Annotated in this window: 22 protein-coding genes; 9 read left to right on the top strand and 13 right to left on the bottom strand. The window is 66.4% G+C overall.

What is annotated here, in order from left to right; genetic code table 11:
- Positions 1 to 87: 87 nt before the first annotated feature.
- A complete protein-coding gene (gene ahcY, locus SOM26_RS08340) occupies positions 88 to 1,506 on the bottom strand; it encodes an adenosylhomocysteinase (RefSeq protein ID WP_320452244.1) in 1,419 nt (472 codons plus the stop codon).
- 161 nt (positions 1,507 to 1,667) lie between these two features.
- Positions 1,668 to 2,231, bottom strand: coding sequence for a YqgE/AlgH family protein (locus tag SOM26_RS08335; RefSeq protein WP_320452243.1), 564 nt, complete (start codon positions 2,229 to 2,231; stop codon positions 1,668 to 1,670).
- Between the two features lie 119 nt (positions 2,232 to 2,350).
- Here SOM26_RS08335 and SOM26_RS08330 point away from each other — a divergent pair, with 119 nt between their 5' ends.
- The 4 genes from SOM26_RS08330 (at position 2,351) to SOM26_RS08315 (ending at position 5,315) form a co-directional block, all read left to right on the top strand.
- Positions 2,351 to 2,830: a peroxiredoxin gene (locus tag SOM26_RS08330; RefSeq protein WP_320452242.1), complete on the top strand. Its 480-nt coding sequence runs from the start codon at positions 2,351 to 2,353 to the stop codon at positions 2,828 to 2,830.
- A 100-nt stretch (positions 2,831 to 2,930) separates the two neighbouring features.
- Entirely contained in the window at positions 2,931 to 3,149 is a 219-nt protein-coding gene (locus SOM26_RS08325; protein WP_320452241.1) for a hypothetical protein, read from the top strand.
- A 185-nt stretch (positions 3,150 to 3,334) separates the two neighbouring features.
- A complete protein-coding gene (locus SOM26_RS08320) occupies positions 3,335 to 4,771 on the top strand; it encodes an AMP nucleosidase (RefSeq protein ID WP_320452240.1) in 1,437 nt (478 codons plus the stop codon).
- A gap of 73 nt (positions 4,772 to 4,844) precedes the next feature.
- Positions 4,845 to 5,315: a hypothetical protein gene (locus tag SOM26_RS08315; protein WP_320452239.1), complete on the top strand. Its 471-nt coding sequence runs from the start codon at positions 4,845 to 4,847 to the stop codon at positions 5,313 to 5,315.
- Between the two features lie 364 nt (positions 5,316 to 5,679).
- Here the strand turns inward: SOM26_RS08315 and SOM26_RS08310 are convergent, their stop codons facing one another.
- From SOM26_RS08310 to SOM26_RS08300, 3 genes are all read right to left on the bottom strand, one after another.
- A complete protein-coding gene (locus SOM26_RS08310) occupies positions 5,680 to 7,527 on the bottom strand; it encodes a M2 family metallopeptidase (RefSeq protein ID WP_320452238.1) in 1,848 nt (615 codons plus the stop codon).
- A 76-nt stretch (positions 7,528 to 7,603) separates the two neighbouring features.
- Positions 7,604 to 8,365 (bottom strand): alpha/beta fold hydrolase, encoded by a 762-nt coding sequence (locus SOM26_RS08305; protein WP_414712034.1) that lies wholly within the window; start codon positions 8,363 to 8,365, stop codon positions 7,604 to 7,606.
- A gap of 140 nt (positions 8,366 to 8,505) precedes the next feature.
- On the bottom strand, positions 8,506 to 9,285 hold the full coding sequence (locus SOM26_RS08300) for a helix-turn-helix domain-containing protein (protein ID WP_320452236.1): 780 nt from the start codon (positions 9,283 to 9,285) through the stop codon (positions 8,506 to 8,508).
- 205 nt (positions 9,286 to 9,490) lie between these two features.
- Here SOM26_RS08300 and SOM26_RS08295 point away from each other — a divergent pair, with 205 nt between their 5' ends.
- Together SOM26_RS08295 and SOM26_RS08290 are read left to right on the top strand one after the other, a co-directional pair.
- A complete protein-coding gene (locus SOM26_RS08295) occupies positions 9,491 to 10,024 on the top strand; it encodes a hypothetical protein (RefSeq protein WP_320452235.1) in 534 nt (177 codons plus the stop codon).
- A gap of 106 nt (positions 10,025 to 10,130) precedes the next feature.
- Positions 10,131 to 10,775 carry a YitT family protein gene (locus SOM26_RS08290; protein WP_320452234.1) on the top strand — a complete coding sequence of 215 codons (645 nt, stop codon included), beginning with the start codon at positions 10,131 to 10,133 and terminating at the stop codon, positions 10,773 to 10,775.
- Between the two features lie 145 nt (positions 10,776 to 10,920).
- Here SOM26_RS08290 and SOM26_RS08285 read toward each other — a convergent pair whose 3' ends face one another.
- The 7 genes from SOM26_RS08285 to SOM26_RS08255 form a co-directional block, all read right to left on the bottom strand.
- Entirely contained in the window at positions 10,921 to 11,949 is a 1,029-nt protein-coding gene (locus tag SOM26_RS08285) for an aspartate-semialdehyde dehydrogenase (RefSeq protein WP_320452233.1), read from the bottom strand.
- Between the two features lie 121 nt (positions 11,950 to 12,070).
- Positions 12,071 to 13,357, bottom strand: a complete 1,287-nt coding sequence (gene lysA / locus SOM26_RS08280; RefSeq protein ID WP_320452232.1) for a diaminopimelate decarboxylase — start codon at positions 13,355 to 13,357, stop codon at positions 12,071 to 12,073.
- Entirely contained in the window at positions 13,354 to 13,602 is a 249-nt protein-coding gene (locus SOM26_RS08275; protein WP_320452231.1) for a hypothetical protein, read from the bottom strand. Before SOM26_RS08275 ends, lysA begins: the two co-directional genes overlap by 4 nt.
- A complete protein-coding gene (locus tag SOM26_RS08270) occupies positions 13,599 to 14,036 on the bottom strand; it encodes an SAM-dependent methyltransferase (RefSeq protein ID WP_320452230.1) in 438 nt (145 codons plus the stop codon). The genes SOM26_RS08275 and SOM26_RS08270 overlap by 4 nt, the downstream gene beginning before the upstream one ends.
- On the bottom strand, positions 14,033 to 14,296 hold the full coding sequence (locus SOM26_RS08265) for a hypothetical protein (protein WP_320452229.1): 264 nt from the start codon (positions 14,294 to 14,296) through the stop codon (positions 14,033 to 14,035). The genes SOM26_RS08270 and SOM26_RS08265 overlap by 4 nt, the downstream gene beginning before the upstream one ends.
- Positions 14,297 to 14,468: 172 nt before the next feature.
- Positions 14,469 to 15,185: an MgtC/SapB family protein gene (locus SOM26_RS08260; protein WP_320452228.1), complete on the bottom strand. Its 717-nt coding sequence runs from the start codon at positions 15,183 to 15,185 to the stop codon at positions 14,469 to 14,471.
- A gap of 148 nt (positions 15,186 to 15,333) precedes the next feature.
- A complete protein-coding gene (locus SOM26_RS08255; RefSeq protein WP_320452374.1) occupies positions 15,334 to 17,547 on the bottom strand; it encodes a S9 family peptidase in 2,214 nt (737 codons plus the stop codon).
- Positions 17,548 to 17,883: 336 nt separating this feature from the next.
- Between SOM26_RS08255 and SOM26_RS08250 the strand changes: the two genes are divergently transcribed.
- The 3 genes from SOM26_RS08250 (at position 17,884) to SOM26_RS08240 (ending at position 19,500) form a co-directional block, all read left to right on the top strand.
- A complete protein-coding gene (locus tag SOM26_RS08250; protein WP_320452227.1) occupies positions 17,884 to 18,534 on the top strand; it encodes a DUF6975 family protein in 651 nt (216 codons plus the stop codon).
- Between the two features lie 128 nt (positions 18,535 to 18,662).
- Complete coding sequence (locus SOM26_RS08245) at positions 18,663 to 19,199, top strand: CHAP domain-containing protein (protein ID WP_414712033.1); 537 nt, start codon at positions 18,663 to 18,665, stop codon at positions 19,197 to 19,199.
- A gap of 55 nt (positions 19,200 to 19,254) precedes the next feature.
- Positions 19,255 to 19,500 (top strand): hypothetical protein, encoded by a 246-nt coding sequence (locus tag SOM26_RS08240; RefSeq protein WP_320452225.1) that lies wholly within the window; start codon positions 19,255 to 19,257, stop codon positions 19,498 to 19,500.
- Positions 19,501 to 19,572: 72 nt separating this feature from the next.
- On the opposite strand, the gene SOM26_RS08235 is transcribed toward SOM26_RS08240, so the two are convergent.
- A complete protein-coding gene (locus SOM26_RS08235) occupies positions 19,573 to 20,667 on the bottom strand; it encodes an anhydro-N-acetylmuramic acid kinase (protein WP_320452224.1) in 1,095 nt (364 codons plus the stop codon).
- Positions 20,668 to 20,745: the final 78 nt, after the last annotated feature.

Raw genomic sequence — 20,745 nt, 5'->3', positions numbered from 1 at the left:
AGACGGGCTCGTCCCGCCCCCGACATGAAAAAGGGGCCGCCCTTTCGGACGGCCCCTGATTTTCCCGGCGAAAGGCCGGACGCTGGATCAGTAGCGATAGTGATCCGGCTTGAACGGGCCTTCGACCGGCACGCCGATATAGGCGGCCTGCTTCTCCGACAGCTTCGACAGCTGGACGCCCAGCTTTTCGAGGTGGAGTGCTGCGACCTTCTCGTCGAGATGCTTGGGCAGGACGTAGACTTCGTTCTTGTAGTTCTCGCCCTTGGTCCAAAGCTCGATTTGGGCGAGCGTCTGGTTGGTGAACGAGGCCGACATCACGAAGGACGGGTGGCCGGTCGCGCAGCCCAGGTTCACCAGGCGGCCCTTGGCCAGCACGATGATCTGCTTGCCGTCCGAGAATTCGACCAGGTCGGTGCCGGGCTTCACTTCGGTCCACTTGTAGTTCGACAGCGCCGCGATCTGGATTTCGCTGTCGAAGTGGCCGATGTTGCAGACGATCGACATCGGCTTCATCGCCTTCATGTGATCGGCGGTGATGACGTCGGCATTGCCGGTGGCGGTGACGAAGATGTCGGCGCGCTTCACGGCCTCATCCATCGTCACGACCTCGAAGCCCTCCATCGCCGCCTGCAGGGCGCAGATCGGGTCGATTTCGGTCACCAGCACGCGCGCGCCGCCGTTGCGGAGCGACTGGGCCGAGCCCTTGCCCACGTCGCCGAAACCGGCGACCGCGGCGACCTTGCCCGCCAGCATGACGTCGGTGGCGCGACGGATCGCGTCGACCAGCGATTCCTTGCAGCCGTACAGATTGTCGAACTTCGACTTGGTGACCGAGTCGTTGACGTTGATGGCGGGGAAAGGCAGTTCGCCCTTCTTCGCGATCTCGTACAGGCGGTGAACGCCGGTCGTGGTCTCTTCCGACACGCCCTTCAGGTTCTTGACGGTCTGGGTCAGATAGCCCGGCTTCTTGGCGATGAACGCTTTGACCGAACGCTGGAACTCGACCTCTTCCTCATTCTCCGGCTCGCCGAAGCTCTGGCCGGCTTCCAGCTTGGCGCCCCACAGCGCGAACATGGTCGCGTCGCCGCCATCGTCCAGGATGATGTTGGCGGTCTGGCCCTCGACGTCGCCGTCCCAGGTGAAGATGTCGCCGACATAGTCCCAATATTCGGCCAGCGTCTCGCCCTTCACGGCGAAGACGGGCACGCCCGAAGCCGCGATCGCGGCGGCGGCATGGTCCTGGGTCGAATAGATGTTGCAGGTCGCCCAGCGCACATCGGCGCCCAGCGCGGTCAGCGTTTCGATCAGCACGGCGGTCTGGATCGTCATGTGCAGCGAGCCGGTGATGCGCGCGCCCTTGAGCGGCTGAGCAGCGCCGAATTCGTCGCGCAGGGCCATCAGGCCGGGCATCTCGGTCTCGGCGATCTTGATCTCGGCGCGGCCGAAATCAGCCAGGCTGATGTCCTTGATGACATAATCGTTCTTGGTGGCGGCAGTCGTGGACACGACGAAACTCCGTGCAAAATGGGGCCGACCAAGACGTGGCTCACGCCGATCGGCACGCGCCACGCCTTAGCGGCCTTCGCATTAGGGATCAAATATAAAGATATCTTTATATGCTTCAGTGCGTGGCATTCTTCCCCTGCATGGAGAAGAAATCGGGTGGATCAGGCCGTGCCGCCCCCGGTCACCAGCAACCGGGGATCGATCCCGGCAGTCCCGAACGCGGCCTGCCACCGATCCTCCGGCGCGACGTCGTAGAGCACCCGCCGCTCGCCGCCGACCGTGAACCAGCAGCCGGGCGCGCTAAGCTCCTCTTCCAGCTGGCCCGCGTCCCATCCGGCATAGCCCAGCGCGACGATCCAGCGCTCGGGCCCCTGCCCGTCGGCGATCGCGCGCAGCACGTCGACGGTGCTCGACAGGACCCAGCGGCCGCTGACGTCCACGCTGTCCTGCCCCTGCCAGTCATGGCTGTGGAGGACGAAACCCCGGCGCGGCTCGACCGGGCCGCCGAAATGGACCGGCGCGTTGGGCGCGTCGCCATGCGGAATCTCGAACTGGTCGAGCAGCGTGTGAAAGCCGATCCCGTCGATCGTCGCACCCAGTCCGATGCCCAGCGCGCCGCCCTCGTCATGCGCGCACATCGCGATGACGGCGTGATCGAAACGGGGATCGCCCATGCCGGGCATGGCCAGCAGGAATTGGCCGGAAAGATAGGTCAGTTGATGCACGCAACCGACTATAGGGATCGACACCGCCCCTCGCCATGCTTGAAATCAGCCATGGTTCGGCCCCATGAACGGCCGCGTTCGCCCGGCATCCCGCCGAGGCCCCCAGCAGGATGAGCAAGATGACGATCAAGGTCGGAGACCGCCTCCCCACCACCACGCTGGTCAAGGTCACGCCCGAAGGCCCCGAGCAGGTGACGACCACCGACTTCTTCGCGGGGCGTCGCGTGGCGCTGTTCGCGGTGCCCGGCGCCTTCACGCCGACCTGTTCGGCACAGCATCTGCCGGGCTTCGTCAACCAGGCGGCCGCGCTGAAGGCCAAGGGCGTGGACGAGATCGCCTGCACCTCGGTCAACGACGTGTTCGTCATGAAGGCCTGGGGCCAGGTTAACGGGACCGATGCGATCACCATGCTGGCGGACGGCAATGCCGACTTCGCCAAGGCGACAGGCCTGACCATGGACGGCTCGAAGTTCGGCATGGGAACGCGCAGCCAGCGCTACACGATGCTGGTGAACGACGGTGTGGTCGAACAGCTGTTCGTCGAGGCGCCCGGCGAGTTCAAGGTCAGCTCGGCCGAACACCTGCTCGAGACGCTCTGATCCGGCGAACCGGATGACCGATCGGATCGGGGGCGGAACAGCACCGGGCCCTGCCGCGTTTTTCATGGGCAGGTAAGTTCATACGAGAGGAGCACCGGCCATGACCACCTATGTCCCCCCCGAAAAGCAGGCCGCGCCCAAGAGCCTTGGCGAAAAGGCGCAGGATGCCGCCAAGGCCGCCGGCGACAAGGTCAAGGAACATCCCTACGCCGCCGCCGGGATCGCGGCGGGCGTCGCGGCCGCCGTTGCGGGGGCAGCCTTCGGCGCCTCCAAGCTGCGGTCGCCATCGGATGACGACAACTCGATCCAGGGCGCCTGAGCCCCATCAGGCTTTCTCCCCAAGCAATGCTTGGGGAGGGCTTGGGGTGGTGGCCCACTCTATTCTTACCCAACTCCGTTCAGGCTGAGCGGAGGTTGGAATTCCAGGCTCAGGCCTGACCAGCATCACTTCCCTCAACCCCGCTCCGGCTTGCCAGAACCGGCGGTACGGCTTAGCTCTGGAAGATGACTCAAGCCGTTCAGATCGTCGAGGACCTCGACCGCCTTTATACCGCCTCCGTCACGCGTCTGAAGGAGGCGTTGACGCTTTATCTGCGGGACGGAACCGCCCCGACGCTCGAGGATCGGGCGCATGGCTGCTTCGCCTATCCCGAGATCCGCCTGGTCTATCGCGGCGAGGGCGGCCGTCCGGCCCCGATGCGCTCCTTTGGTCGGCTGGTGTCGCCGGGCGACTATCGGATCAGCGTTACCAAGCCCGCGCTCTTCAAGGATTATCTGGTCGAGCAGTTGACGCTGTTGATCGAGGATTACGACGTCTCGGTCGAGGCGGTGGCCGGGCGGCAGGAAATCCCCTTCCCCTATGTCCTCGATCCTGGTCATGCGCTGAGCCTGGACACGGTTTCCGCCGCCGAGCTGGCGCGATTCTTCCCCGCGACCGAACTGGCGCATATCGGGGACGAGATCGCCGACGGGCTGTGGATGACGGCCGACGGCAACCGGCCGCTGGCGCTGTTCGATGGCCTGCGCACCGACTTCTCGCTTGCGCGGCTTCGCCACTATACCGGCACGCCGCCCGAGCATTGCCAGCGCTTCGTGCTGTTCACCAACTATCACCGCTATGTCGACGAGTTCGTCCGCTGGGGCGCGTCGCAGCTCGGCGAAGGCTCGCGCTTCACCGCGCTGTCGGGTGCTGGCGGGGTGGTGATCGAGCGGCCGCAGGATGTCGACAAGATCGTCACCGACAGCGCGTGGCGGCGACACCAGATGCCCGCCTATCACCTGGTCGCCAAGGACGGCACCGGCATCACGCTGGTCAATATCGGCGTCGGCCCATCCAACGCGAAGACGATCTGCGACCATCTGGCCGTGATGCGGCCCGAGGCGTGGCTGATGATCGGCCATTGCGGCGGCCTGCGGCCCAGCCAGCGGATCGGCGACTATGTGCTGGCGCACGCCTATCTTCGCGACGACCATGTGCTCGACGACGTGCTGCCCCCGGAAATTCCGGTGCCCGCCATCGCCGAGGTGCAGGTGGCTCTCGCCAAGGCGGCCGAGATCGTGTCGGGCCAGTCGGGCGACGATCTGAAGCGCCGCCTGCGCACCGGCACCATCGTCACCACCGACGACCGCAACTGGGAGCTGCGTTATTCCAAGTCGGCGCTGCGCTTCTCGCTCAGCCGCGCGGTCGGCATCGATATGGAGTCCGCGACGATCGCGGCGCAGGGTTATCGCTTCCGCGTGCCGTACGGGACGCTGCTCTGCGTGTCGGACAAGCCGCTGCACGGCGAGTTGAAGCTGCCGGGTCAGGCCAACCGTTTCTACGAGCGGGCGATCAGCGAACATATGCGGATCGGTATCGAGACGTGCGAGCAGTTGCGCCGGGAAGGCAACAAGCTGCATAGCCGCAAGCTGCGCGCCTTCAACGAACCGCCCTTCCGCTGATCGGCAACCGGGGGCGGGCAAAGGCGTTACGGTGACGAACCGAAACTGTTTTGATCAAATGGGGGATTTCGTCATGGTCGACACCACGGACCCGAAAAAACCACGCCCGCCCCGCCGCCGCGCCTCGCCCAAGGCGGCCGGTGCCCCCGCGCCCCGCAAGCGCCCCACCGTCAAGCCCGAGCCGGTGACGGACGATACCGCGCCCGTGGCCGAACCGATCGAGGGCGGCGAAACCCAGGCCCACCAGCCACCTGTCCAGCCCCCCGCCAAGGCCAAGGCTCCGCCCAAGCCCCGCTCGACCAAGCGCGTCACGCCCCGTAAAGCCCCCCCGCGCAAACCCGCCGCGATCAAGCCCGCTCCTGCGCCCGCGCTCGGCAAGCACGGACTGGACCGGGTCGGCGGAAAATGGGGCGTGGCCTCGATCCTGGGCAGCCTGGCGGCAGCGGCCGGGCTGACGGCGGCGCTCCTGTCGCTGAAGGGCAGCACTCCCAAGCGGGATGGCGGGAAGGGTAAAGGCAAGGACGGTGGGACCAAGAAGGACTGACGCCTTAATCCTCCGTTCGGCTTGAGCGAAGTCGAAGGCCGAGGGGACCCCTCCTTCGGGGATGCGCCAGGCGTCGCCTTCCGCTTCGCTCAGGCTGAACGGGGGTAGAGGTAGGATCGAGCCGAACGGCAGCCGAAACTTGCTTCCCCGCAAGACAATGTGGCAGCCAAAGGACTTACCGAGGCCGACAAGCCCCTCCACCACCGCTTCGCGCCAGTCCTCCCCAAGCAAGCTTGGGGAGGACTGGCGCGGGTCTTCTTAATTCCTCCCCAAGCTGCGCTTGGGGAGGGGGACCGCTCGCGTCAGCGAGGGGTGGAGGGGCCAGGCCTGCGAGGAACCCCCCGACCCCGCCCCACTTCGGATATCACCAGCCCTGCGGCTTGCCCTTGTTCTGCTGGTCCAGCCACGTCTTGAGCGGCGCGAAATATTCGACCAGCGCCTTGCCCGACATTTCGCGGCTGCCGGTGAACACCTGCAACGCATCCGGCCAGGGCTTGGACTGGCCCATAGCCAGCATCGCGTTCAGCTTCTGGCCCACCGCCTTGTTGCCATAGAAGGAACAGCGGTGCAGCGGCCCCTTCCACCCGGCCTGGTCGCAGGCCGCCTTGTAGAACTGGAATTGCAGCACGCGCGCCAGGAAATAGCGCGCATAGGGGACGCCCGCCGGGATGTGATATTTAGCACCCGGATCGAACTTCGTCTCGTCGCGCGTGACCGGCGGCACCACGCCCTGATATTTCAGGCGCAGCGCGTCCCAGCCAGCCTGATACTGGCCCGCCGGGATCTGGCCCGAGAACACGCCCCAACGCCACTTGTCGATCAGCAGGCCGAAGGGCAGGAATGCGACCTTGTCCATCGCCTGACGCAACAGCAGGCCGATATCCTTGTCGGCGCTCGGGACCTTGGCCGGGTCGAGCAAGCCGATCTTCACGAGATAATCAGGCGTGATCGACAGCGCGACGGTGTCGCCGATCGCTTCGTGAAAGCCGTCATTCGCACCGTTCTTGTAGAGGAACGGCTGGTCCTTGTACGCGCGCTGATAGTAATTGTGGCCCAGCTCGTGATGGATGGTCACGAAGTCGTCGGCATTCACCTTCGTGCACATCTTGATGCGGATATCGTCCTTGTTGTCGATATCCCAGGCCGAGGCATGGCAGATCACCTCGCGGTCGGCGGGCTTCACGATCTGCGAGCGCTGCCAGAAGGTCTGCGGCAACGGCGCGAAGCCCAGCGAGGAGTAGAAGCCCTCGCCCGTCTTCACCATCCTGATCGGGTCGTAGCCCTTGGCCTTCAACAGCTCACCGGTGTCGTATCCGACGTCGCCCGCCCCCTTGGGCGCGACAATGTCGTAGATATTGCCCCATTCCTGCGCCCACATATTGCCCAGCAGGTCGGAACGGATCGGGCCCGACTTCGCCTGGACCGCATCGCCATACTTCTCGTTCAGCTTCCAGCGGACATAGGTATGCAGCGCCTTGTAGAGCGGCTCCAGCTCGCCCCAGATCTTGTCGGTCAGCTGCGCGAATTGCTCGGGGCTCATGTCATAGCCCGACCGCCACAAGGCACCCGCATCGGCATAGCCGAGTTCCCTCGCGCCCTGGTTCGCCAGGCCGGTCATCTGGGCATAATCGGCCCGCATCGGCGCGCCGACATTGTCGTGCCAGCTTATCCACATCTCCTTCAAGCGAGCCGGATCGCGCTCGTCGCCCATCGCGGCCTCGATGTCCGATCCGTTGATCGGCTGGCCGTTCCGCACCCCCTTGCCCTTGCCGTAGGAGGAGGACATGCGCGTCGTGAGCATCGACAGCTGCGCCGCCGCACCGGGTGTGGTGGGCGCTGGCAGGGTGATGCCGCCGCGCAGCAGGTCGAGCTTGCGCTTGGTGTCATAGGACAGGCCCGGCAATGCCTGATAGCGCGCCGCGCCCAGGCCGTAGCGGACGGCCAGATCGGTCATCTCCGCGCCCGAGGCAGCGGCCAGCGCATCGGTGTCGTCGGTGATATAGGTCGCATTGACCCATGCGACCTGCTGCGCACCGACCGACTTTTCGGCCAGCGTCTTCTCGGCCTCGGCGACGAAGGCGTCGGCCCCGGCGACGGTCGCGGGCGGCTGGGTCGCCGGAGCGGCGGGCGCGGCGGGCGCGGCGGTCTGGGCATGGGCAGCCCCGGCGAGCGCAAAGGCCAATACGGTGCCGGATACGGCGGAACGGATCATGCTATCCCCCTGAACATCTGAAACGCCCTCGAACCGGGGCGGATGGCGTGCAGATGCGCGGCTTTGGTCGCCGCCGTCAAGCGGCCAGGAACTGCGCGATCGCCGCGCCCAGCTCGGCTTTGGTCACCGATCCCATATGGTTACCCGGAATCTCGACATAGCGCCCGCGCGGCAGCGCGTCGGCCAGCTCGACCGCCGCGCCATTGTCGAAGTCGTCGACGCCCGCCACGACCAGCGCCGGCAGGTCGAAGCCCTCGATCGCCGAAAGGGGCGTATCGGCAAAGGTCTGAAGGATATGCAGCAGCGCCACCGGATCGCCGCCGGTCGTCTTCAGGAACGCCTCCGCCATCCATTCGGGGGTGCCGCGCGGATGCTCACCCAGCCGGGTCAGGATATTGGTGAAATGAGCGACCCGGCGGTCGGTATGGAGCAACCCCTCCAGCCCCATGCCCGCAAAGATCGCCTTGCCCGGCTTCGCCCCCGTCGCCAGCATCCGGCTGACCGTCCGCGCGCCCAGCGAATAGCCGCCCAGATCATAGTCGGTCAGCCCCAGATGCTCGATCAGCGCATGACCATCACGGGTCAGCGCGTCCTTGGGATAGGCGGCGGGGTCGTGCGGCTTGCCGCTTTCGCCATGGGCACGCAGGTCCGGCATGATCACCCGGTAGCCCTTGGCCGCGATGGCGGCGGCGTGGCCGTAGCGTATCCAGTTGGTCTGCGCGTCGGAGAAATAGCCATGGATCAGCACCACGGGCCGCCCCTCCCCCATTTCACGCCAGGCGATCGGCGTGCCGTCGAAGCTGTCGAAGAAGCGGGTTTCGGGGGCGGTGTCGGCCAAGGGTTCTGTCTCCGGCATGAAGGTGTACCGGGCCCTCCTAATACGGATCGGGCGCGATGTGGACCTCTCTTGCCGCCGCGACCGCCCTCACTTCTTCGACCATTCCTCCATCTGCAAGGGAAGGAGTAGGAGTACCCCTCCTACCCCACGTAAATCCCGGCAACCCGCCACTTGCCATTCTCACGCTCCAGCGTCACGGTTTCGACGATGGCGGCCGCAGTGCCGAACCGCGTGTTGAACCGCACCATCCGATAACCGGCGGGCGGCGCGGGGATGTCGTCCTGGCTCAGGAAGGCGCGCGACACCATATTGCCCAAGGGCGCCCGCACCTTTTCCGACGTGCTTGCCCAGACCTGTTCGGTGTTGAGCCTGCGGAAGCTGTCCGTGGTCATGCGATAGCTGTCCGCCCAGCGACCCTGGTCGATCAACTGGACGAAATGTTGCGCGACCTCGACCACCGCCGGATCGGTCGCCGTGGACGAAGCCGGAGCCGGAACCGCCTGGGGCGGTGCGGAAGCCATATGGATCAGGCCAGGAAGGGCCAGAAGGCTGAGGGCAAGGGTCATGAGCGTCGCTCCGATGATGATCCGGGGACGGCCGCTGCCGCGCCCCGCGCCGATGACCGGCGCCGGTGCTTCATCCGTCACCCCGACCGAGCGATCTTCCCCGATCCTCATGTCCCCCAAGGAATAGGGGGTCGCGACCTGCGGTTCACCCTCCACCTCCAGCAGCATCCGCGCCGCCTCGCGGCTGCTCGACACGGCCAGTTTACGGCGGGCGTCGCGCAGGCGCTCGTTGATGGTGTGGACCGACAGGTTCAACTCGCGCGCGATCGACTTGGCGTCATGCCCCCGCACGATCAGGCGCAGCGTCTGTTTTTCGCGGTCGGTCAGCGCCGCGACACCGGCTTTGGCCTGCATGGTCATGCCCCCGACTATGCCGCAGCGACCGGCCACGACCACCCTCAAAAAATTGTACCCTTGACCTGTTCGGAAGAGCGACGAGCCCGTCATGACTCTGCTTCTGATCAAGCCGACGCAAAATGGCGGGAATCCGCAGTTTTTTTCTGGTTTCCCGCGAGTCGCGAACATGGACAAAAGGAGTACAAGCCGTTAGCCGCCGCCCATGGCAGCATCCTTGTTCCTTCTACTGGCGGTGATCCTGGCGTTCGCCGGTGGGGGTGGACCGTGGATGCTGATCGCCACGGTCGCGGCGGCGACGGCGGCGGGCACGCGGTTGCCCGATCTGGACACGCCGCTCCAGCTTCAGCATCGCAGCGCATTGGTCCACAGCGTCCTGCCCTTCTATATTGCGACGCTCGACCTGCGGACCTGGCCGGTCGCGGCCGGGCTAGGCTTCGGGGTGGGCTTCCATCTTGCCGCCGATCTGTTTCCCGGCACCATGCGGGGCTTCGCGACGATCAAGATCCCGCTCCTCGGATCGATCGGCGCCTTGCCCTCCTATCTGTGGATCGCGGTCAACGCGGCGGCGAACATGGTGGGGGCGTTCGTCATCCTGGAGTGGATCGCCGCCGACCGGGTCGCGGCCTGCGCACTGGCCGCGACCGGGGTGCTGGGGGCCAGCTATCTGCTGCGCACCAAGGGCGGGCTCTATGCGCTGGTGGTGCTGATGGGGCTGGGCTGGCTGATCCTGCGCTAGGCGAAGGAATTGGCCTTTTTGCATCGATTGCGATAAGGGTCCCGTCTCTGCCGCCAAGAAGCAGGCCAATCGGGAGTGGATGCCGGACCCTTGATCCGGACCCTCGATGACCGCAGCGACCGCTTCCCCTGCCGAAACCCTGCCGCCCAGCCCGATGGGCCGACCGCATAGCCTGCTGGAGGACGCCTATGCGATCTTCATCGGCGTGACGCTGCTGGTCGTCGGGCTGATCTTCCTGAAGGCGGCGGGACTGGTGACGGGCGGGATCGCGGGCGTCGCGCTGCTGCTGTCCTATCTGGTGCCGCTGCCTGCGGGCGTGCTGTTCACGCTGGTCAACATTCCCTTCTTCCTGTTCGCGCACAAGGTGATGGGCGCACGGTTCGCGGTGAAGACGGTGCTGGTCAATATCGGCATCGGCGTCGCCTCGGCGATCACGCGGGTGTCGGTGCATGTCGACGGCGTGCATCCGGCCTTCGCCGCGCTGGTCGGCGGCACGGTCATCGGCATGGGCATATTGTCGCTCGCCCGGCATCAGGCTGGGGTTGGCGGCACCGGGGTCATCACCATCTGGCTGTATCGCAAGCGCGGGTGGAACATGGGCATGACCCAGGTCGCACTGGACGTCTTCATCCTGGCCATGGCGATCCCGGTCGTCTCGGGCATGCAGATGATGTGGTCGGCGATCAGCGCGGCGGCGATCAGCCTGATCCTCTTCGCCTGGCACCGGCCGGGCCTGTATATGGGGCGGTGAACCAGTCCTCCCCGGTACGGAGAGGTGGCAGCGCGCCAGCGCTGACGGAGGGGGGCTTCCACATAGGACTTGCCCAGCGGAAAGCCCCCACCACCACCGCTTCGCGGCGGTCCCCCTCCCCGTTGCCGGGGAGGAATCGTAGGGCTCAGTCGCCCTTCTTCAGGTGACGGCGGCCGAGCAGTTCGGCGATCTGCACCGCGTTCAGCGCCGCGCCTTTGCGCAGATTGTCCGACACGCACCACAGCGACAGGCCGTTATCGACCGTCGAATCCTCGCGAACGCGGCTGACGAAGGTCGCGAAGTCGCCGACGCATTCGACCGGGGTCACGTATCCGCCGTCCTCGCGCTTGTCGACCAGCATGATGCCGGGGGCCTCGCGCAGGATGTCCTGCGCTTCCTGGGCCGAAATCTCGTTCTCGAACTCGATGTTCAGCGCCTCGGAATGGCCGACGAAGACGGGCACGCGCACGCACGTCGCCGTCACCTTGACCTTCGGGTCGAGGATCTTCTTGGTCTCGGCGACCATCTTCCACTCTTCCTTCGTCGAGCCGTCGTCCAGGAAGCTGTCGATGTGCGGGATCACGTTGAACGCGATCTGCTTGGTGAACTTCTTGGGCTCGGCCGGATCGCCGACGAAGATGTTGCGGCTCTGCTCGAACAGCTCGTCCATGCCCGCCTTGCCCGCGCCCGACACCGACTGATAGGTCGCGACCACGACGCGCTTGATCGTCGCCTTGTCGTGCAGGGGCTTGAGCGCCACGACCATCTGCGCGGTCGAGCAGTTGGGATTGGCGATGATGTTCTTGGCCTTGTAGCCGTCGATCGCATCGGGGTTCACCTCCGGCACGATCAGCGGCACGTCCGGGTCCATGCGGTAGAGCGACGAATTGTCGATCACCACGCAGCCGGCGGCGGCGAATTTGGGCGCATAGATCTTCGTCGCGTCGCTGCCGATCGCGAACAGCGCGATGTCCCAGCCGGTCGGATCGAAATGTTCGATATTCTTGATGGTCAGTTTCTTGCCGGTCTCACCGAACTCGACCTGATCGCCCTGGCTGCGCGACGACGCGACGACCGCGATCTCGTCGATCGGAAATTCCCGCTCCGCCAGAATGTTGAGCATTTCCCGGCCGACATTGCCCGAAGCCCCGGCGACCACAACGCGATAACCCATTCAACCCTCCACTCGGAAGCGTGAGCCGGTAGCGTCATTGCGCGGATACGTCCACCAACTTTGCGAAAAGTGCGCATTTGCGCTGGACAAGCGGGAGTTTGTCGGACCCCCGCCGCCCGGATCACGCCGCATGATCGAGCGCCGTGCCACTCAGCCAGTCCGGCACCATCTGCGGCCGGATCGCCGCCGCGTCGATGCGCGGCGCAATGACGGCATAGCGATCACCCTCGACCATCACCTCGGCCGCCAGCGCCCGGCTGTTGTAGCAGGATGCCATGGACGCGCCGTAAGCCCCGGCGTCGCGCAGGACGGCCAGATCGCCCTCCTTCACCCGGTCAACCAGCCTTGCCCTGGCGAAACGGTCGCTGCTTTCGCAGACGGGGCCCACGACATGCGCGCGCATCGTCGCGCCGTTCGGGGCGACCGCCGCGAAGTCGTGCCAGGCATCGTAGAGCGCAGGTCGCGCCAGATCGTTCATGCCCGCGTCGATCACGACGAACGGACATTCCGCGCCCGGCTTGACCCACAGGACTCGGGTCAGCAGCACCCCGGCATGGGCCGCGATGTAGCGCCCCGGCTCGAACATCAGCGTCACGTCCCAATCCTGGGTCACCCGCGCGACCATCGCGGCATAGGCGGCGACATCGCCGTCCGGCCCGCCGCGATAATCCACGCCCAGGCCGCCGCCCAGATCGACATGGGTGATGACATGCCCCCGCGCCCGCAGCGCCGCGACCAGCTCGCCGATCCGACGATAGGCGGCCTCCAGCGGCGCCAGGTCCATGATCTGGCTGCCGATATGCACCGCGACGCCGTGCAGCGTCAGGCCCGACCGACACGCCAGCCGATCATAGATGCCGATCGCATCGGCGATGGGGACGCCGAACTTGCTGTCGCTGGTGCCGGTCGTGATCTTGGCATGGGTGCCCGCATCGACATCGGGATTGACGCGCAGCATCGCGGTCGCCTCCAGGCCGAGCCGGACGGCGGTCGCCGCCAGTACCTCACCCTCGCGCTTGCCCTCCAGGTTGATATGGCCGACCCCGGCCCGCAGCGCCCGCGCCAGTTCCTCCGGGGTCTTGCCGACGCCCGAATAGACGATGTCACGCGCCATCATACCGGCCCCCAGTGCCGCGGTGAGTTCGCCGCCGGAGACGATATCGGCGCCGAAACGCTCGTCGCGCAGGATCGACAACACGGCCAGCGACGGGTTCGCCTTGACCGCGAAGGCCAGCGATTTGCGGGGGATCGGCGACAGCGCCTCGCGAAACCGCCGCGCCGCCGCGCGCAACGCGCCCGCCGAATAGACATAGGTCGGCGTGCCGACGTCTTGCGCGATCCGGCTCAGCGCGACGCCCTCGGCATGGAGCGCGTCGCCGCGCAGGGTAAAGCCCGTGTCCCGGCTCATGACCGCCGCCCCCGGCGCAGGCGCGCGGCATGAATGGCCTCGGCCGTGTAGGGATGCCCGCGCCGTTCGGCGCGCAGCGCCTGGATCAGGTGCTTGCCGTTCAGCATCAGCACGACACCGCCCAGCGCCACCAGAAACCAGAACAGCGCCAGCAACGATTCCGCCGGGCCGGTCAGCGTCGCCACCACCGCGCCCTGCGTCATCACCGCGCCCAGTGCCCGCCATGCCATGTCCCGCCCGCTCATGCCGCCATCTCCTGTTCGTATTCGTCGCATGGATCGCCAATCACACATGCCGCTGCGGCCCGAAGCGCGTCCTTCTGAGTGTCGCACCGATGACAGACCAGAATGTCGGCGGGAAAGTCGCGTTCCTCGGCCAGCGCCGCGATGGGATCGCCGCGTTCGAACACCAGGCCCATCGCGGCATGGCGGTGACGCCAGGCAGCAGCGCGGGCGCGTCCGATCAGCGCAGGCGAGCCACCGAGCCCCCGCCCCTCGATCGCGGTGAAGCCCATCGCGCGCGCCTGTTCGGCCACCGCGATCAGGAACCCGCCCGCGCCGCAATCGGTATCGACGATCCGCACCGCGCAGCGATGCCGCTCGCGTAGGGCGCCCAGCGCCGCCTCGACAGCGGGCCAGCGGGGGTCGTGGCGGTATCGCATGGCCTGCCGCTCACTCATGCCGCACGCGACAGCATGGGGGCGTCGGCCGCCACCGGGTCGAACGATACCAGCGGGGTCAGCGCCTTTTCGGCGACCGCGACGCTGGCATGATAGATTTCGGCTTCCTCGACCGCATAGCGCATCGCCGCGCCGCGCGAGATGAAACGGCCCTCCAACTGGCCCGCGCTATCCTGGACCAGCCAGTGACCCGCCCGGTCCTGGCCGACATAGATAAGCGGCGCGTGCGGGTCGGGTTCGATAGGGAAATCGGTACGCATGGACACTACAGACCTCTGCCGAACGGGCATTCATCGCCCGCCCGCATCAGCTACGCCTCGCCCCATAGGGTTTCGAGATCGATTTCCCGCTATCGCATAGCGGCGGCATAGTGGGGCGTAGGTGCGTGTTCCGCCATTCCTTCCCTGGCAGGAGAGGAATAGAAGTCCAGCCTCAGTCGTGCGTGCTGGCGGCCCAGGTCGCGTGGGCGATGCCGTGGACGGTCTGGAAATGATCGGTGATGCGGTCGAGTTCGCGCGCCTCGACGATGGTGCTGGTCAGGGTGGCGGCGACCGTGACCTGATCCTCGCCGAGTTCGACCGTTTCCAGCTCGGCGACCGGCAGCCCGGCGCGCTCCAGATGCTCGACCAGCATGTCGCCGACGGGCCCCGCCTGTGCGGCAGCGGTCGTCAGGCTGACCGAATAGGTCGCCTCGACATGCCGTCCCTCGACCGGGATACGGTTGATCGCATCGACCAGCGGGCGCAGCGCGGTGTTGGCGAGCAGGACCATGACGGTCAGCAGCACGGCTTCGGCGACCATGTCGCTGCCCGCGATCGCGCCGACCGCCGCCGAGCACCAGAGGGTCGCCGCGGTGTTCAGCCCGCGGACGTTCAACCCCTCCTTCATGATGACGCCCGCGCCCAGGAAACCGATGCCGGAGACCACATAGGCGATGATGCGGATCGACTCGACATCGCCGCCCAGCCGCTGGCCGAGATCGACGAACGCCGCCGCGCCGATCGCGACCAGCGCGTTGGTGCGAAGGCCCGCCGTACGCTGGCGATACTGGCGTTCGGCCCCGATCACGGTGCCCAGGATGAACGCGGTCAGATAGCTGACCATCGTGTCGAGGAACGGCCAGAGGTGGAAGGTCTTCAGGAATGCCATGTGCAGGCCCTTAAATCCTCCCCGTTACGGGGAGGTGGCAGCGCAACGCGCTGACGGAGGGGGGCCGCCACATAGGTCAACCCTTCCGGGACGCCCCCTCCACCATGGCTAGCGCCATGGTCCCCCTCCCCGTGCCGGGGAGGAATGATCATTTCGCCTTCTTGTTCTTCACCGTGCGATCCAGGAAGTTCAGGATCGTGTGCCACAGATGCTGCGACACGCCGGGCCCACCGACGCGGTGGGTCTGGCCGGGATAGAGCATCATCTCGAACGGGGTGTCCGTCTTCTGCATTTCGGCCGCGAACGCCGTCGCATTGTCGAGGAAGACGTTATCGTCCGCCATGCCGTGGATCAGCATCAACGGATCGCGGATCCTGGCCGCGTCGGTAATGGCTTGCGACGTCGCATAGCTTTGCGGATCGGTGCGCGGATCGCCCAGATAACGCTCGGTATAATGGGTGTCGTACAACTGCCAGTCGGTGACGGGCGCCCCCGAGACGGCGGCGGCATACACGCCCGGCGTCTTCTCCAGCATCTTGATCGACATATAGCCGCCGTACGACCAGCCATAGGTCGCGATGCGCGCAGGGTCGACGAAGGGCAGGCCCTTCAGATAATTCGCCCCCGCCAACTGGTCGGCGACCTCGACCGTCCCCATCGCATGATAGATGGCATCCTCGAACGCCTTGCCGCGATTATAGGAACCGCGATTGTCGATCTGGAAGAAGATCCAGCCCTGATCGACCAGATATTGCGGCAGCGCCCCCTGCCAGCCGCGCGTGACCTGCTGGCCGGTGCCGGGGCCGCCATAATGCTGGAAGAACACGGGGTAGCGCTTGCCCGGCTCCAGCTTGGGCGTGATCATCTCCCAATAGAGCGTCGTGCCGTCATCGGCCTTGATCGTGCCGAACTTCGTCTCGCGGTGGCTGGCGAGATAGGGGGCATAGGGGTGCCCCGCCCGAATCGCATTCTCGTTGATCCAGCTCAGCCGCTTGCCCGCCGTGTCGGCCAGATAGACCTGGGTCGGCTGGCTCGGGCTGGAGCGTGAGACGATGAAGCGGCTGGCCGACGAGTCCATCGTCGCGCTGTTGGTATAGCCGCGCTCGGTCAGGCGGGTAATGACGTTGGGCTGGGCGATGTCGACGGCATAGAGATGCTGCTCAAGCACGTCGTCCTTCAACCCGGTGAAGTACAGCCGCCCCTTCGCCTCGTCGACGCCGACCAGGTTGGTGACGACCCACGGCCCCTTGGTCAGCTGCGTCCACTGGCCGTTCGCGAAGTGATAGAGATGGCCATAGCCATCGCGCTCCGACCGCCAGATCAGGCTGCCGTCCTTGAGCGGGCGATAGGCGTCGGACAGGTTCAGCCAGCTGCGATCGCCCGACCGCTCGGTGAAGAGGATGGTCGACTTGCCGGTCTTCGGATCGACGCGGAGCATGTCGAGCGTCTTCTGGTCGCGGCTCTCGCGCTGGACCAGCATGGCCGAGCCGTCCGGCGTCCAGTCGACCCGCGCCAGATAGATGTCCGGGTTGGTGCCCAGATCGACCTTCACCCGACCCGAGCCGTCCGCCTTCATGACGTACAGGTCGACCAGCGCATTGGGCGTCCCCGCCGCCGGATAGCGCTGTTCATAGACCTTGGTGCCCGCTGCGCCGATGGCGGCACGGACCGCGACCTTGACCGGCGCGTCATCGAACCGCTCGACCGCGATGTAGCGCTCATCGGGGCTCCACCAGTAACCGGTGAAGCGGTGCATTTCCTCCTGCGCGACGAATTCCGCCTCGCCGAAATGGACGGTGCCGCCGCCCTCGTTGGTGAGCGCCCGTGCCTCACCCCCGCCCAGCGGCATGGCCCAAAGATTCTGGTCGCGCACGAAGCTGACATAACCGCCCTTGGGGCTGACGATCGGGTTCAACTCGCCGCCCGGCGTGTTGGTCAGGCGACGGACCTGCCCGTCCAGCCCGGCGAGGTAGAGATCGCCGTCCAGCGGCACCAGGATCGACTTGCCGTCGGGGGCCCAGTCATAGGCGACGATGCCCTTCGATCCGCTGATCCGCGCGCGCTCGCGCTGCATCTTCTCGGCCTCGGACAGTTCGGCGCCCGAGCCGACCTTCTTGGAGTCGACCAGCATCCGCTCCTCGCCGGTGCGGGTGTCGCGCGCCCAGAGGTCGAGCCGCTCGCGCTCGTCGGCACGCGGGCGCAGCGAGGTCAGCAGCGTGCCGTCGGGCGACAGGCGAAGGCCGCGCGGCTGGGATCCCGACAGGTCTGGGCTGCCGAAGACGCGGTCGAGAGTCAGTTCGCCCTGCTTCGCGCCCTGTGCGGACGGCGCATCAGCCGACATGGCCGACGCCCCCGAACCCATGGCGATCGACGCCCCCACCGACGCCAGCGCCAGACCCAGCACCAATTTGCGCATCCATACCACTCCAGATCCTGTCATGCCGGGTCCCTGCCCGGCCCAATGGCAGCGCGTTATCGCGACGCCGCCCCGATCCGGCAAGCATGATCAGCAACCGCCCGCGCAATCGGCTCGGTCCATCGTGGAAAACGCGGGATTTCAGCGTTAACCCTATCTGTTACGGGGGGCGTTTCATATTTCGTAAACCCGGCATTAACGAAAACTGTTTAGGCCGTCCTTTCGGGACCGGAGAAGGGATGACCATCCCAATGCCGGGATCGCCGCACAATCGGAACGGACATGGTGACCAACACGGCATTGGACATTCAGCATGATCGACGCGGGGACATCCGTGCGATCCTGGCGCGCCTGGGCAGCGCCGGGCATCCGCATGTCCAGGCGCTGCTGCTGCCCCATGTCCTGCTCCACGACCTGACCGATGCGATCCATGCGGTATGCGCGGTGCACGGCAACCACCCGTGCATGATCGATTATGCCATGGCGCGCGGGAGCGAGATCGACACGCTGCCCTGGCTGATCGGATCGTCCAACGCCTTTGCCCATGAACGCGCCTTCCTCGCCAACCTGACCGCCGCAGCCGGTCCGCTGCCCTCGACGCCGGGCCAGGCGCAGACCGATGCGGCGCTGACCCAGTTGCGCCAGACGCTGGAAATGCTGGCCAACTCGGATCGGCGCGGTTGCGCGACGGGCGCGGTGTCTGCCCTGATCCTCGACTGGCGTGCGATCCGGCAGGTCATGGCGCAGGCCGCGATGCGCTTCGGCGTGTCGGTGCCGCCCAGTACCCTGCCGGAGCCATTGCTCGACTTCAACGACGACGAATCGGCGATCGGCCTGCCCCGCGCCCGGGGTTTCGGGGCCAGCCAGTTGCTGGGGCAGCACAGGGGTCTGTGGGACCTGCTGGAGGCTCGAGCCAGCGCGCGGCGAGGTTGAGCCATGCTCCGCGCGACCCTTTTCGATCGGTCGCGCCAGCGGGGCGGTGCATCTCGTTACCGCACCGTTAACCAAGCCGGACAGGTTCCGTTTAAATACACCGGCTTACGGTCGTTGGCATGAAAGGCATGGTCTCCAAGGCAATCCTTCCGCTCTGCGCACTCGCGGCCGCCATCCCGGCACATGCGCGCTCGCTGCTCGATTATGTCGGGCAGTGCGTCCCCTTCGCGCGCGCGGCATCGGGCATATCCATCTATGGCGATGCCTGGACCTGGTGGTCGCAGGCGGAGGGCCGCTATCCGCGTGGCCATGCGCCGCGTGTCGGGGCTGTCGTCGTCTTCGAAAAGACCGGTCGCCTGCCGCTCGGCCATGTCGCGGTGGTCAGCCGCATCGTCGAGGACCGCGTGCTGATGCTGACCCACGCCAACTGGTCGATCCAGAATGGCGAGCGCGGCCATGCCGAACAGGACGTGACCTTGTTCGACGTCTCGCCCGGCAACGACTGGAGCACGGTCAAGGTCTGGTTCCGCGATTCCGACGGCCTGGGCAGCTCCACCTACCCCATTTACGGCTTCATCTATGGCAAGGGCCGCCCCGCGCCCGAGTTGACCAGCGAGAAACCCGATTATGTCGGCGCGCTGATCGACGCCTATGTCGCGCGCTGATTGATCGACTGCACTCTTTGATTTAGATTGCGACCACCCTCAGGGAGGACGCATCATGATGCTGCTCGTCACGCTTGCCTTGATCGCGGATGGCGCAACGCCGCGACAGACGATGCCGACCATCGGCCAGCCATTACAACAGTGCATCCGGACGGAACAGCGGGTCGCGCAGACCAAGCCCTCCGCCGGTCCCCGAAAGCTGAACGAACTGCCCGACGCGGAACCGCAATTCGCGGTCGTGCGGAACATCGACGGCTGCAACGTTCCGGCCAAGGTGAGCCGACAGACTATGCGACGGTGAAGGATCGACCCTAGAGGCGCTGCGCTTTCATTCCTCCCCTGCAAGGGGAGGAACAGTGTCGATGGATTTGGCTCAATTCATGCCCGGCCGATGGATCACCCCCCCGGTCATCGCATGCACGACGCCGGTCGTGCCGGGAAAGCTGATCGGCCGGTCGTTCAGCCGTCGCACCGCCATGTAGGCGAACCCCTGCGCCTCCATCGCGTCGCCATCCCAACCGAGCGTGTCGGTCGGCTCCGGCGTCAATCCCGTCGCGGCTGCGATCATCGCGAGCATCGTGGCGTTGTGCCGCCCGCCCCCGGCGACCAGCAGCCGCCTGGGCCGTCCCGGCAGATGGTCGAGCGCGCGGGCCACGGTCTGCGCGGTGAAGGCGGTCAGCGTCGCCGCCCCGTCCGCCGCCGACAATCCGCGCGCGGGCTGAATGGTGAAGTCGTTGCGGTCGAGCGACTTGGGCGGGGCCAGATCGAACCAGCCATTGTCCATCATCGTGTCGAGCACCGTCGGTTCGACCCGACCACTCGCCGCCAGTGCGCCGTCCGCATCGTAGCGCTGGCCGGTCTCCGCCTCCATCCAGCTGTCGACCAGTCCGTTGGCGGGCCCGGTGTCGAAGGCGACCAGCGCGCCGTCCTGCCCGATCCAGGTGATGTTGGCGACGCCTCCCAGGTTCAGGATCGCCACCGGCCTGGCCAGATCGGCGGCCAGCGCGGCATGATAGACCGGGATCAACGGCGCGCCCTGCCCGCCCGCGGCGACATCGGCGGAGCGGAAGTCGGACACGGTGACGATACCCGTCGCGTCGGCCAGCGACTGGCCATCGCCGATCTGCCAGGTCCAGCCGCGATCGGGGCGGTGCGCGACGGTCTGGCCGTGGAAACCGATGACGTCGACCGCCGCCGCATCGACCCCGGCATCGCGCAGCAGCTTCTGGACGACCATCGCATGGGTGCGCACGATCAGGTCGCTGGCCGCGACGATCGGCGGGCTGGCGCGCGGCCGGTCGAAGGTGAGCGCGAGTGCCGTCGCCTCCGCCAGTTCGGCACGGGCCCCGTCCGAATACCCCTCGGTCCGGAACGCGATCGGCCGGACATGCGCCTCGCCATCCGTTTCGATCAGTGCGGCGTCCACCCCGTCGAGCGAGGTCCCCGACATCAATCCGATCGCCAGCATCGCGCCCCAAATCCCGTGAAGTTCGCATCCTCCATGCCGGGATCGCACGCCCCTGTCGACCGTCAGAGGTTAAGGCAT

Source organism: Sphingomonas sp. CFBP8993 (assembly GCF_034044895.1).
Taxonomy (GTDB): Bacteria; Pseudomonadota; Alphaproteobacteria; order Sphingomonadales; family Sphingomonadaceae; genus Sphingomonas.
This window is presented reverse-complemented; position numbering and strand designations above follow the sequence as displayed.